Consider the following 12,671-nt stretch of genomic DNA (forward strand, 5'->3'; position numbering starts at 1 on the left):
GCCACCGATCACGCGCATCTTCTGCGGAGCGCGTAGGCGCTCAACAGAAGAAAGGCATGCCGTGCGTTCGGTGGAGGAGCAGCAGGCTCGGGTGGCCGCGGCCGCGGTGGCGCCCCGGCCGGTACGGGTGGCGATAGCCGAGGCGCAGGGTTTGATGTGCGCCGAAGAGGTGGTGACCGAGCGGCCGCTGCCGGGATTCGACCAGGCGGCGATCGACGGGTACGCGGTGCGCAGCGTCGACGTGCTCGGCATCGGGGGCGGCCCGGACGGTGGTGACGGTGAGGAACGCGACAACCGCGACCTCAGCCTGCCCGTCATGGGCCTGATCGAGGCCGGTTCGCGCACGCCGAGCCGATTGCAGCCGCGCCAGGCTGCGCGGGTGCAGACGGGTGCGCCGATGCCGACGCTGGCCGACGCGGTGCTGCCGCTGCGGTGGACCGACGGCGGGGAATCCCGGGTCCGGGTGCTGCGCGGTGTGCGCTCGGGGGCCTACGTGCGCCGTACGGGTGACGACGTCCAGCCCGGCGACGTGGCGGTGCGGGCGGGGGCGATCATCGGCGCGGCTCAGGTCGGCCTGCTGGCCGCGGTGGGCCGGGAGCGTGTGCTGGTACATCCGAGGCCGCGGTTGTCGGTGATGTGCGTGGGCGGCGAGCTCGTCGACATCTCGCGGACGCCGGGCAACGGCCAGGTCTATGACGTCAACTCCTACGCGTTGGCCGCTGCCGGACGCGACGCCGGCGCCGAGGTGAACCGCGTCGGCATCGTGCCCACCGATCCGACGAAGCTCCGCGAGGTCGTGGAAGGGCAGTTGAGCCGTTCCGAAGCCGTCGTGATCGCGGGGGCGGTGGGAGGCGCGGCCGCCGAGGGCGTGCGGTCTGTGCTGGCCCAGTTGGGCGACATGGAGGTGACGCGCATCGCGATGCATCCGGGGTCGGTGCAGGGCTTCGGTCAGCTCGGACCCGACGGCGTGCCGGTGTTCCTGTTGCCGGCCAATCCGGTCAGTGCCCTTGTGGTGTTCGAGGTGATGGTGCGACCGCTGCTGCGCCTGTCGCTGGGCAAGCGGGCGCCGATGCGGCGTGTCGTGCAGGCGCGGGCGCTGTCGCCAATCACGTCGGTGGTGGGCCGCAAGGGATACCTGCGGGGGCAGTTGATGCGGGATCAGGACACTGGCGAGTACCTGGTGCAGGCGCTCGGCGGATCGCCCGGCGCATCATCGCATCTGCTGGCCACTCTCGCGGAAGCAAACTGCCTGGTGGTCGTGCCCAGCGATGCCGAGCAGATCCGCACGGGCGAGATCGTCGACGTCGCGTTCCTGGCTCAGCGCGGCTGAGCCCGAAACTACGTGCAGTGATGAACCTCCTCGGCTCCCGTTCGCAGCATCCCGGGTGGCCGCAACCCGTGGGTCCGATCCGGGTGGCCGCGGGAAGCGTGCGGTTGCGCCCGGTGCGCCTGCGCGATGCCGCGCAGTGGAGCAGGATACGGCTTGCCGACCGCGACCACCTCGAGCCGTGGGAACCGTCGACCGATATGGATTGGCAACTGCGCCACGCTGTTTCATCGTGGCCCGCGGTGTGCTCGGGGTTGCGGGCCGAGGCGCGCAAGGGGCGGATGCTGCCCTACGTGATCGAACTCGACGGAAAGTTCGCCGGCCAGTTGACCATTGGAAACGTCACCCATGGCGCCCTGCGGTCGGCGTGGATCGGGTACTGGGTGGCTCGGGAATTCGTCGGGGGAGGGATCGCGACCGGGGCGCTGGCACTGGGGCTGGACCACTGCTTCGGGCCGGTGATGCTGCACCGCGTGGAGGCCACCGTGCGGCCGGAGAACTCAGCGAGCCGAGCGGTTCTGGCAAAGGCCGGTTTCCGCGAAGAGGGGTTGTTGAAGCGCTACCTCGACGTCGACGGCGCCTGGCGGGACCACTTGCTGGTGGGGTTGACGATCGAAGAGGTCAACGGCTCGGTGACCTCCGCACTGGTGCGTGCCGGCCGGGCGTCGTGGGGCTGATCGCCACTTTGCCCGACCTGCTGTGGCTGATGTGACACGAGTGACGTTTGGTGCTTGTACTCAGCGAATTACAGGTGTGTAATTGTCCCGGCGCGCCGCTCACGGATGCGCTGGTCGAACAGACCTAGCCTGATGGGGAAAGGAGCAGGCGCCATGCCAAGCATCCCCCAATCTCTTCTCTGGATCTCCCTCGTCGTGCTCTGGCTGTTCGTGCTGGTGCCGATGCTGATCAGCAAGCGCGACGCCGTGCGCCGAACCAGTGATGTCGCGCTGGCCACCCGGGTGCTCAACAGCGGCGCCGGTGCGCGGCTGCGCCGGCGCGGCGGGCCGGCTTCCGGGCATCGCAGCGATCCGCATTGGCAACCCTCCGACGACGACAGCGAGAACCCGGCCGACGACGCGGCGGGCCGCGCGGTGGTGATGGTGGCCGCCGACACCCGCGGGAGCGACGAGGACGACTACCTCGACGTCGACGTCGTGGAGGAGTCCGGCGCGCTGCCGATTGCCGAGTCGGTGCCGACGGCCGACGAACCCGTCGTGCGTGCCGAGTCGGACGCCGATGTCTCTGCCGCGGACGAGGACCTCGAAGATGCCGAGGAGCTCTCGGCTGCCGATGACGACGCTCGCAGTGACGACGAGTACGAGTACGTCGACGACTCCTCAGGTCTCGAGCCGCCGGCGGACGGCGATCTGCGCATCGCTGGTTCGCGCAGCGAGTCGCGACGCCGACGTGAATCGGCCACCGCCGCCGCGGTGAGCGCCCGCAAGTACCGCTTCCGTGCCCGCACGCTGGCCGTGATGACGGTCCTGATCCTCGCCGGCGCCGTGGCAGCGTTCACCTGGTCGGCGTCGATGTGGTGGGCATGCGGAACGATCGCGGCGATCACGCTGCTGTACCTGGCGTATCTGCGCCGCCAGACCCGGATCGAGGAGCAGCTGCGTCGCCGCCGCGCGCAGCGCATGGCGCGGTCACGTCTCGGAGTCGAGAACACCAGCGATCAGGAGTTCGACGTCGTCCCGTCGCGGCTGCGTCGGCCCGGTGCCGCCGTCCTCGAGATCGACGACGAGGACCCGGAGTTCGAGCACCTCGAGTACGTCGCCTTCGCCCGGCACTACGACCTGCCGAGGGCGGCCGGGCAGTAGCCCAGGCGATTTCTGCCGGTGACCGGCGGCTGGTAGCCTGCTACCGGTATCAGGGGCTATGGCGCAGTTGGTAGCGCGACTCGTTCGCATCGAGTAGGTCAGGGGTTCGATTCCCCTTAGCTCCACAGAGTTTGACCAGGGAAAGCCGTCAGCGGGACGTCTCGCTGAGGGATTCGATGGCCCGCAGCTTCTTCTCGGCGTCTTGGGCGACGTGGCCGAGTTCCTCGTTGTCGGATACCTGCACCATGACCTTCGGGTCCATCGCGTCGATGATCACGGTTCCCGGTTGCGAGGGATCGGTGCGCACGACGACGTTGCACGGCAGAAGCAGCCCGATCTGGCGGTCCGCCTCGACGGCCCGGTGCGCCAGCGGGGGATTGCAGGCCCCGAGGATCAGGTAATCCTCGATGTCCTCGCCGAGTTTGGCCTTCAGGGTGGCCTTCATGTCGATCTCGGTGAGCACACCGAAACCCTGCTCTGCGAGCGCGTGGCGGGTTCGTTCCACCGCGTCGTCGAAAGTCGCGTGCAAGGTGGTCGACAGCGCGTAGCTCATCTCGTCTCCTCAGTTCGGCACGTCATCGGGCTTGGTGTCAGCATACCAGTGGGGGTATTTAGGGTCACTGTCCCGCTTGCCTCCGCAAGGCAGGCGCCTCTACTATCTGCGTATGCATGCAGATAAGGGAGGATGCTCTCGCCGACTTCCGGATGACCAGGTCGACCTGGTCGTCGAGGTCTTCCGCATGCTCGCCGATGCCACGCGGGTGCAGGTCCTGTGGGCGCTGGGCAGTCGCGAGATGTCGGTCAACGATCTCGCCGCCCACATCGGCAAGCCCGCCCCCTCGGTGTCTCAGCACTTGGCGAAACTCCGCATGGCGCGGCTGGTCCGCACCCGCCGTGACGGCACCACGATCTACTACAGCCTGGACAACGAACACGTGCGGCAACTCGTCACAGACGCGGTCTACAACGCCGAGCACGCCGGGCCCGGCGTCCCCGGTCATCACCGCGACGACTCCGAGCTGGCGGTCCTTCATTCCGACACCCTGAAGCACCGGCCCGAAGGGCGGAAAGCATGAGCCACGCGCACTCTCACGACCACCCGCACCCTCATGACCACGATCACGGCAGGACCTTCGGCGGCGCACTGCGTGAGATCTTCGCCCCGCACAGTCACGACGCAGGCGACAGTATCGACAGCGCGCTCGAGTCCAGCTCCGCCGGAATCCGGGCGGTGAAGATCAGCCTGCTCGTCCTCGGCGCGACTGCGCTCGCCCAGATCGGCATCGTCGCCATCTCCGGGTCGGTGGCGCTGCTGGCAGACACCATCCACAATTTCTCCGACGCATTGACCGCGATCCCGCTGTGGATCGCCTTCGCCCTGGGCACCAGGGCCGCCACCCGCCGCTACACCTACGGCTACGGCCGCGCCGAGGACCTCGCCGGGCTGTTCGTCGTCGCGATGATCGCGCTGTCCGCGATCGTCGCAGGCATCGAATCGGTGCGCCGCCTGATGAATCCGGTGCCCATCGACCATGTCGGCTGGATCGCGGTGGCGGGCCTGGTCGGCTTCCTCGGCAACGAATGGGTCGCTCTCTACCGCATCCGTGTCGGCAGGAAGATTGGCTCAGCTGCTCTGGTCGCTGATGGATTACACGCTCGCACAGATGGATTCACGTCACTGGCGGTGCTTCTCGGCGCCGGGGGCGCCGCAATGGGGTTTCCGCTGGCCGACCCGATCATCGGGCTGGTGATCACGGTCGCCATCCTCGCGGTGCTGCGCACCGCCGTCCGTGACATCTTCCGCCGGCTGATGGACGGGGTCGATCCGCGGTTCGTCGACACCGCGGAGGCGGCGCTGGCCGCCGAGCCCGGAGTGACGGCCGTCCGCAGCGTGAAGATGCGGTGGATCGGGCATCGGCTGCACGCCGACGCCGAACTCGACATCGACCCGGCGGTCAGTCTCGCCGATGCGCATCGCATCGCGCACGAGGCCGAGCACTCCCTGACCCATGCGGTGCCGAAACTGTCCTCGGCGCTCGTGCACGCCTACCCGGCGCGGTAGAGACTCGGGTGGTCATCGAGTTCGATTCTTGCGGAACGGGTTCCACGTGCGACCCGCCGAGGGCTCGGCATCATGGCCGCCACACCACTGGCTTGCAGGGACGCTGCGACGCACTGATTCGACGTGGTTTCCGCAGCCCGACCATGTCGTCTTGCCGCAGGTGCGGCACTCAACTGCTCGACACATGATGTTTCCTTTCTTCTCAGGGATCCGGCCGGTCACACTGTCCGGACCGGGCGCATGGGGACTCGCAAAGGCCACCAGAACCATCGGCCGAGCAGGGCCGCGATGGACGGCGTCATCAGCGATCGCACGATGAGAGTGTCGAACAGCAAGCCGATACCGATGGTGGTGCCCGCCTGGCCGATCGACGTCAGATCGCTGGCCGCCATTGACATCATCGTGAACGCGAACACCAGCCCTGCCGAGGTCACCACAGCTCCGGTCTCGCCCATCGACCTGATGATCCCGGTGCGTAACCCAGCGCCGATCTCCTCTTGGAACCGCGACACGAGCAGCAGGTTGTAGTCGGAGCCGACCGCCAGCAAGATGATCAGGCCGAACACCGGAGCAATCCAGTTCAATTCGAGTCCGAAGATGTACTGCCATACCAGAACAGACAGGCCGAAGGCTGCGCCGAGCGACAGCAGCACCGTGCCGACGATCACCAGCGAGGCCACCAGTGCTCTGGTGATCAGCACCATGACGATGAAGATGAGTGTCAACGCTGCGACGCCCACGATCAGGAGGTCGTACTGCGAGCCGGATTGGATGTCGCGATAGATCGCCGCGGTGCCGGTCAGTGAGAATGTCGCGCCCGTGAGGTTGGTGCCCTTCACGGCCTGATGCGCCGCGTCGAGTTCCGTTGTCACAGAGGCGATGCCGGCAGGTGTGGCTGGGTCTTTCTCGTGCGTGATGATGAAGCGCGCCGCTTTCCCGTCAGGAGAGAGGAACAGCTCGAGACCCCTCTTGAAGTCGGGGTTGTCGAAGGCTTCGGGCGGCAGATAGAAGTAGTCGCCGCTCCGGGAGGCGTCGAACGCCTGCCCCATCGCGCTCGCAGTGTCGGTCATCTGAGACATCTGCGTGATCAGCCCCGCGAAGCTGCTGTGCATCGTGAGCAGCGTGGCTCGCATGGATTCGGCGACGGCGATGACCGGCGGGAACTGCGCCGCCATATCGGGGAGTACGGCGTCGGCATCCCGGATGTCGCCGATCAGTGCCGACATCTTGTCGCTGAACGAATTCACGCCGTCCATCGCGTCGAAGACGGACCTGACCGCAGAACAGGCGGGTATGTCGAAACAGTGTTGTTCCCAGTAAAAGTAGTTGCGCAGGGGTCGAACCACATCGTCGAAGTCGGCGAGGTGATCACGGACCTCGTCGATCGCCGTCTTGATGTCGGTGGTGTCGCCGACCATGCGGTGTGTGACATCGCCCATGCGCGTGACCGATGTCTGCATGCGCTGCAAGGAAGTGATCATGTCGCCCAGGTCATCGCTCATCGAGAGGATGTCGGCCGTCCGATCCTTCATGAACTGCAGGTTCTGCTGGATCGGGATGGATGACGCGCTGATCTGGAACGGGATCGACGTGTGTTGGGTCGGGCCGCCCAGGGGCCGAGTGATGCTCTGCACCATGGCGATTCCCGGAGTCTGGAAGATCTCTTTGGCGATCTTGTCGAGCACGATCATGTCGGCACTGGTTCGCATGTCGTGATCGGTCTTGATCATCAGGATGTCGGGATTCATGGTCGCGGCGGTGAAATGGCGCTCTGCTGCGGCGTATCCGACATTCGAGGGCAGATCCTGCGAGATGTAGTAGCGGTCGTTGAAGTTGACCTTCATCGTGGGGACGAAGGCGATGCCGACGAGCGCGATCGCCAGGGTGGCGGCGAACACGGCGCCCGGCCACCGCACCGTCGCGGTGCCGATTCGCCTCCACCGCCGGACATTGACCTGACGCTTCGGGTCCAGAAGTCCGAATCTGCTCGCGATCACGACCACGGCGGGCGCGGCGGTGAGGGCGCCCGCGACGACGACCAGGAGTCCGAGGGCCGAGGGGATGCCGAGGGCCTTGAAGTACGACAATCGCGCGAAGTGCAGGCACAGCGTGGCGCCGGCGATGGTCAATCCAGAGCCGAGGATGATGTGGTACGTGCCGCGAAACATGGTGTAGTACGCGGTTTCCGGACCCTCACCCGCCCGGCGCGCCTCCTGATAGCGGCCGATCAGGAAGATCGCGTAGTCGGTTCCCGCGGCGATCGCGAGTGAGGAGAGCATGGCCACCACGAAGGTGGAGAAGCCGAGCATGCCGTTGTTGCCGAGCAGTGCGATCAGGCCTCTGGCCGTGCCCATCTCGAATCCGACCATGACCAGAACGAGCAGCATGGTGGCAACGGACCGGTAGGTGATCAGCAACATGATGATGATGACGAGGCCGGTGACGCCCATCATGATGAGCATGCTCTTGTCGGCTGCTTCGTTCATGTCGGCGGTGAGCGCTGCCGGTCCGGTCAGGTACACCTTCAGCCCCGGGGGCGGCGGTGTCTGCTCGATGATGTGGCGGACCGACTCGATGGAGGCGATCCCCTCGGTGCTGCCCTGGTCTCCCGCGAGGTTGAGCTGCACGTAGGCGGCTTTGCCGTCGCGGCTCTGCACGCCGGCCGACGTCAGCGGATCGCCCCAGACATCGTGGACGTGCTGCACGTGTTCGGTATCGGCACGCAGGGTGCGAATCAGGCCGTCGTAGAACTGACGAGCGTCGGTACCGAGCTTGTCGTCGCCTTCCACCACGATCATCGCGATGCTGTCGGAATCGGATTCACCGAAGGTGGCGCCGACGTCCCTGGCGGCGATCATCGCCGGAGCATCCTGGGGTGACATGGTCACCGCGTGCTCGCGAGCGACGGTCTCGATCTGGGGAACGGCGACGTTGACGGCAACCGTCAACAGCAACCAGGCCAGCACGATCGGCACCGCGAATCGGCGGATGAAGCGCATCGGGGCGGGCCGCGAGTCGACGTCGGTACTCATGCGGCTTTGACCAGACACGAGGTCTGTGCATGGTGGCCGTCGGTCGAGCGGTTGTCCTTGACATCGCCGTTGACCGTGATGCTGCAGCCGATGCTGTCGCCGTCGCCTTGGGCCACCACGCTGGCCAGCACCGCGGGCGCGGTCGTCGACACCGTCAGCGACCACGGCAACGAGCCGAACGCGACCTGCCGGGGTTGAGCGTTCACGTCGAGATAGCTGACGCTTCCGGCGGAGTCACTCGGACCGAAGACGGCATAGGTGATGTTCTTGACGTAGGTGGGGTCGAGAGGCTCGGCACTGCGTCCCGAGGCCGAGAACACGGGCTCGGACCCGAACGCGTCGCGCAGATGGACTACCGCGACGCCGCCGACGATCACGGCCACCGCGGCGACAAGTGGTACCCACGCGCGTGCCAGCAACTTCACTGCGGATGTTCCTTGTCTTGTCGAGGGTCACGGCACTGGAGAGCGCCGTGCGGGCTTGGTTGCCAGAAGTACATTGATACCATACCCCCTATGGTATTTGAACCCAGCGAGAACGACCTCCGGTAACCGCCATCCGTGACGCCTCATGCCCTGCTGTACGAGGCTATTGCGCAGTCGTGCAGACCTTTTCGACAGAGCCGCGCATCCTCCGACTGCTCGAAGCATCGTGGGCGTCGTACTTGTCTGGGAGTGCGGCCCGTCGGAGGGCGTGTTCGCCATGAACGCCGGTGCGCGTCAGCCGCAATTTCGACGCATCAGGGGCGGTCCACAGTCGCCAGTTCGGACGTAACCTTGTGGCCTGGTGTTGCGATGCAGAGACCAGACCCCGTACTCGGCCTGTGCAAGGGAAAGACGCGATGAAAGCACGACTGGTGACTCTCGCGACCGTGACGATGGCGCTGTTCGGCGTCACGCCCGCGATCGCTCATGCCGACGTCGACGACGGCGCCGGTTCCGGAGCTCATGTCGCGGTGCTCGCCGGAGCGCTCGACAGGCCCGAGCGGACCATGCAGCAGCTGCACGGCTCGCTGTGTGCGCCGCCGAACATCTGCGAGCCGATCAACTACATGAACGTCGGTCTCGCGGGCCCGGCCATCGGGCAGGCCAGTCTCGACGACGGTGTGGCGAGGCTCGACGGATGGATCAGGAACACCCCGGGACCCAAGATCGTGTTCGGGCACTCGCTGGGCTCCAACGTCATCAACCGGTGGCTGCGCCAGTTCTCGTTCGACCCGACCGCACCGCCGCCCAGCGAGCTGCGGTTCGTCACCACCGGTTCCCCCGAACGCGCGGGCACGGGGTTCGTCTACACCGATCCCGAGGGCAAGAACCGTTGGCGCGCACCCCAAGGTTTCGGCATCCCGCCCAACACCCCGTACAAGGTGGTGGACATCTGCCGGAAATGGGATGGCTTCTGCTACTACATCCCAGGCGACGAGCGGTCGATCGACGGCCAGATGAGCAAGCGGCACACCGATTACTCGGACATCAACATCGACGATCCGGCGAATCAGGTGACCGTCAACGGCAACGTCACCGAGGTGCTGGTGCCGACTCCCGGCCTGGGCTGACGTTCGTCAGAACGGGCTGCTGTTCTGCTGCCAATCCGCTGATTCGGGGCGTGCGCCGAAACGCCGTGCGTAGTCCTCGTGCATCTGCGCCTGCTTCTTGCGCTTGATCACGTCGACGAGGTTGGGGTCCAGTCCGTGGACGGCCAGCCGGTGCCGCCGCCACGGCTTGTTCAGCGCCAGCGCCATCAGCACGGCCCACACGTAGATGGGCGCGGTCATCTCAAGGTGCATGTAGAGGTTGACCGGGATGAGCCAGAACGGGGCCAGCACGAAGATCGGTGGGATCGAGTAGCGGATCATGTGCCGCCGCACGGCGCCCTCGCCGGCGAGATCCTCGGCGACCCAGCGATTCATCGACGACGGCAGCCGCCGACCGTAGATGTAGGTCAGGTACTGCCACAGTGTGGGCTTGTCGGCGGACATGTCGGCTCCTCGGGTGGGGTTCATTCGTACAGGGCGCCGGCGGCCAGGGCGGCGGTGTTCACGCGGGTCAGGGCAGAGCGCAGCATGTCGAGTTCGGCCATGTCGACGCCGAGGCGGGCCATCACCGTGGTCGGTATGGTCAGCGCCCGCTCGCGTAGCGCAATGCCGTCCGACGTGAGCTCGACGTCGGTGGCCCGCTCGTCGGCCGCGCTGCGGGTGCGGGTGACGAGACCCAGCGATTCGAGGCGCTTGAGCATCGGAGACAGTGTGGCGGAGTCCATCTGCAAGGTGGTGGCGATCTGCTTGACCGACATCGGCGCCGGGTCGTCCCCGGCTGCTCCCCGGTGGTCCCACAGGGCGAGCATCACCAGGTATTTCGGGTGCGTCAGACCCAGGGGCTCCAGCAGGGGGCGGTACACCGCGAGCACTGCACGGTTGGTGGCCGCCAGCGCGAAGCACACCTGCTGCTCCAGGGCGAGCGGGTCGACGTCAGCGGCGGCGGTCACAAAATCATGGTGCCCTAATAGTTAGGGTCCTAGCAATATGCCGACCGTCACATCGGAAGTGTTGCCGGGCTCCGACGGGCGCCCGTAGCCTCGAGATATGCCCGGGGTGACCGCCGTAGAGGCCGACGACCTCGCCGCCCTCGATGTCTTCGCCGGGGTAGCGGTGACGACGTTGGTGCCGCTGGCGGAGCAGTTGCGCCCGCTGTCCGCCGCCCCCGGCCAGGTGCTCATGCAGCAGGGTGAGCTCGCCGTGAGCTTCCTGTTGATCGGCTCGGGGCACGCCGAGGTCAGTCACGCCGGCACCGACGGACACGACACCGTGGTCGACGTGAGTACCGGACTGATCGTCGGCGAGATCGCGCTGCTGCGCGACGCTCCCCGCACGGCCACCGTGATCGCCACCGAGCCGCTGACCGGCTGGGTGGGCGGACGCGAAGCCTTCGCCACGATGCTCGAGATCCCCGGCATGATGGACAAGCTGGTGCGGACGGCGCGACAACGACTGGCCGCGTTCATCACTCCGATCCCGGTGATGATGCGCGACGGCAGTGTGTTCCATCTGCGTCCGGTGCTGCCAGGCGACAACGCGCGCACCACCGACGGGCCCGTCGAGTTCTCCAGCGAGACGCTCTACCGCCGCTTCCAGTCCGTCCGCTCACCGACCAAGACGTTGATGACCTACCTGTTCGAGGTGGACTACCTCGACCACTTTGTGTTCGTGTTGACCGAGGGCGTGGACGGTCCGGTGGTGGCAGACGCACGATTCGTGCGCGACGAGCGCCATCCCGAGGAGGCGGAGATCGCCTTCATCGTCGGCGACGCCTACCAGGGTCGGGGCATCGGGACGTTCCTGATGCGGGCCATCTCGGTGGCGGCGTACGACGACGGTGTGCGCCGATTCACCGCGCGTGTGCTGTCGGACAACATGCCCATGCGGGCGATCCTCGACCGGTTCGGCGCCGTCTGGCACCGCGACGACCTCGGCGTCGTCGTCACCGATATCGACGTGCCGAAACCGTCCGAACTGCCCTTCGACGCCGAACTCGTGCAGCAGATCCGCGACGTGGCGCGCCAGGTGATCAGGGCCGTCGGATGAGCCCGGCTGATCGAAAACCCGCGCTGAACAAAGACACTCGCGTGTGTATCTCGCTCGCCGGGCGTCCGAGCAACATCGGTACACGGTTTCACAATCATCTTTACGACGTGCTCGGACTGGATTTCATCTACAAGGCGTTCACCACCACGGACATCGCCGCCGCCATCGGTGGCGTCCGAGCGCTCGGCATCCGAGGATGTTCGGTGTCCATGCCGTTCAAGGCCGACGTGCTCGAGCTCGTCGATGTGGTGGAGCCCTCGGCGCAGACGCTGCAGTCGGTCAACACCATCGTCAACGATGACGGCAGACTGACCGCATCGAACACCGATTACCTTGCGGTGCAACAACTCATCGACGACAACGGCCTCGCCCCGGGGCAGTCGGTGCTGATCAGGGGCAGCGGCGGGATGGCCAGTGCGGTCGGGGCGGCGTTCGCCGACCGCGGTTTTCGTGCCGGCACGATCGTCGCGCGCAACGCCGACGCCGGCCGTGCGCTGGCAGACCGGCTCGGTTACTCCTACGAATCCGGCAGCGACGGCGGCGGGGGTGCGCCGCACACCGCCGACATCGTCGTCAACGTCACGCCCATCGGGATGGCTGGCGGTGCCGAGGAACACGACCTGGCGTTCGACGAGCACGCGATCCGTAACGCGCACACCGTCTTCGACGTGGTCGCGCTGCCGTCGGAGACGCCACTGATCGCAGCCGCCCGCCGCGCGGGCATCGCGGTGATCACCGGGGCGGAAGTGATAGCGCTGCAGGCCGCCGAGCAGTTCGAGCGCTACACCGGGGTGCGGCCGACGCCGGAGCAGATCGCGGAAGCCTCCGCGATCTCCCGGGCGTGACTCCG

General features: G+C 66.6%; 13 protein-coding genes and 1 tRNA gene. 9 read left to right on the top strand and 5 right to left on the bottom strand.

Translation table 11 applies throughout. The annotated features are described in order from the left end of the window. The first annotated feature begins 61 nt into the window (after positions 1–61). From glp to PGN37_RS09205, 4 genes are all read left to right on the top strand, one after another. Positions 62–1,330, top strand: a complete 1,269-nt coding sequence (gene glp / locus PGN37_RS09190) for a molybdotransferase-like divisome protein Glp (RefSeq protein WP_335330718.1) — start codon at positions 62–64, stop codon at positions 1,328–1,330. Between the two features lie 20 nt (positions 1,331–1,350). Beyond that, complete coding sequence (locus PGN37_RS09195; protein ID WP_335330719.1) at positions 1,351–2,004, top strand: GNAT family N-acetyltransferase; 654 nt, start codon at positions 1,351–1,353, stop codon at positions 2,002–2,004. Between the two features lie 153 nt (positions 2,005–2,157). After that, on the top strand, positions 2,158–3,147 hold the full coding sequence (sepX, locus tag PGN37_RS09200; RefSeq protein WP_335330720.1) for a divisome protein SepX/GlpR: 990 nt from the start codon (positions 2,158–2,160) through the stop codon (positions 3,145–3,147). A gap of 52 nt (positions 3,148–3,199) precedes the next feature. After that, positions 3,200–3,272: transfer RNA gene (locus PGN37_RS09205), tRNA-Ala, on the top strand. A 23-nt stretch (positions 3,273–3,295) separates the two neighbouring features. Here PGN37_RS09205 and PGN37_RS09210 read toward each other — a convergent pair. After that, complete coding sequence (locus PGN37_RS09210) at positions 3,296–3,700, bottom strand: DUF302 domain-containing protein (RefSeq protein ID WP_335330721.1); 405 nt, start codon at positions 3,698–3,700, stop codon at positions 3,296–3,298. Positions 3,701–3,812: 112 nt separating this feature from the next. On the opposite strand from PGN37_RS09210, the gene PGN37_RS09215 reads away from it, so the two are divergent. Both PGN37_RS09215 and PGN37_RS09220 read left to right on the top strand, forming a co-directional pair. Next, complete coding sequence (locus PGN37_RS09215; protein ID WP_335330722.1) at positions 3,813–4,223, top strand: ArsR/SmtB family transcription factor; 411 nt, start codon at positions 3,813–3,815, stop codon at positions 4,221–4,223. Then, a complete protein-coding gene (locus PGN37_RS09220; RefSeq protein WP_335330723.1) occupies positions 4,220–5,209 on the top strand; it encodes a cation diffusion facilitator family transporter in 990 nt (329 codons plus the stop codon). The genes PGN37_RS09215 and PGN37_RS09220 overlap by 4 nt, the downstream gene beginning before the upstream one ends. A gap of 218 nt (positions 5,210–5,427) precedes the next feature. On the opposite strand, the gene PGN37_RS09225 is transcribed toward PGN37_RS09220, so the two are convergent. Next, a complete protein-coding gene (locus PGN37_RS09225) occupies positions 5,428–8,208 on the bottom strand; it encodes an MMPL/RND family transporter (protein WP_335330770.1) in 2,781 nt (926 codons plus the stop codon). A gap of 29 nt (positions 8,209–8,237) precedes the next feature. Further along, positions 8,238–8,666 carry an MmpS family transport accessory protein gene (locus PGN37_RS09230; RefSeq protein ID WP_335330724.1) on the bottom strand — a complete coding sequence of 143 codons (429 nt, stop codon included), beginning with the start codon at positions 8,664–8,666 and terminating at the stop codon, positions 8,238–8,240. 416 nt (positions 8,667–9,082) lie between these two features. On the opposite strand from PGN37_RS09230, the gene PGN37_RS09235 reads away from it, so the two are divergent. Continuing rightward, positions 9,083–9,796 carry a PE-PPE domain-containing protein gene (locus PGN37_RS09235; RefSeq protein ID WP_335330725.1) on the top strand — a complete coding sequence of 238 codons (714 nt, stop codon included), beginning with the start codon at positions 9,083–9,085 and terminating at the stop codon, positions 9,794–9,796. Between the two features lie 6 nt (positions 9,797–9,802). On the opposite strand, the gene PGN37_RS09240 is transcribed toward PGN37_RS09235, so the two are convergent. Beyond that, entirely contained in the window at positions 9,803–10,219 is a 417-nt protein-coding gene (locus tag PGN37_RS09240) for a DUF5313 domain-containing protein (protein ID WP_335330726.1), read from the bottom strand. A gap of 20 nt (positions 10,220–10,239) precedes the next feature. Next, a complete protein-coding gene (locus PGN37_RS09245) occupies positions 10,240–10,725 on the bottom strand; it encodes a MarR family winged helix-turn-helix transcriptional regulator (protein ID WP_335330727.1) in 486 nt (161 codons plus the stop codon). 97 nt (positions 10,726–10,822) lie between these two features. Here PGN37_RS09245 and PGN37_RS09250 point away from each other — a divergent pair, with 97 nt between their 5' ends. Together PGN37_RS09250 and PGN37_RS09255 are read left to right on the top strand one after the other, a co-directional pair. Further along, a complete protein-coding gene (locus PGN37_RS09250) occupies positions 10,823–11,821 on the top strand; it encodes a GNAT family N-acetyltransferase (protein WP_335330728.1) in 999 nt (332 codons plus the stop codon). Next, positions 11,818–12,666 carry a shikimate 5-dehydrogenase gene (locus PGN37_RS09255; RefSeq protein ID WP_335330729.1) on the top strand — a complete coding sequence of 283 codons (849 nt, stop codon included), beginning with the start codon at positions 11,818–11,820 and terminating at the stop codon, positions 12,664–12,666. The genes PGN37_RS09250 and PGN37_RS09255 overlap by 4 nt, the downstream gene beginning before the upstream one ends. The last annotated feature ends 5 nt before the right edge of the window (positions 12,667–12,671 follow it).

Source organism: Mycobacterium kyogaense, from assembly GCF_036946525.1.
Lineage (GTDB): Bacteria > Actinomycetota > Actinomycetes > Mycobacteriales > Mycobacteriaceae > Mycobacterium > Mycobacterium kyogaense_A.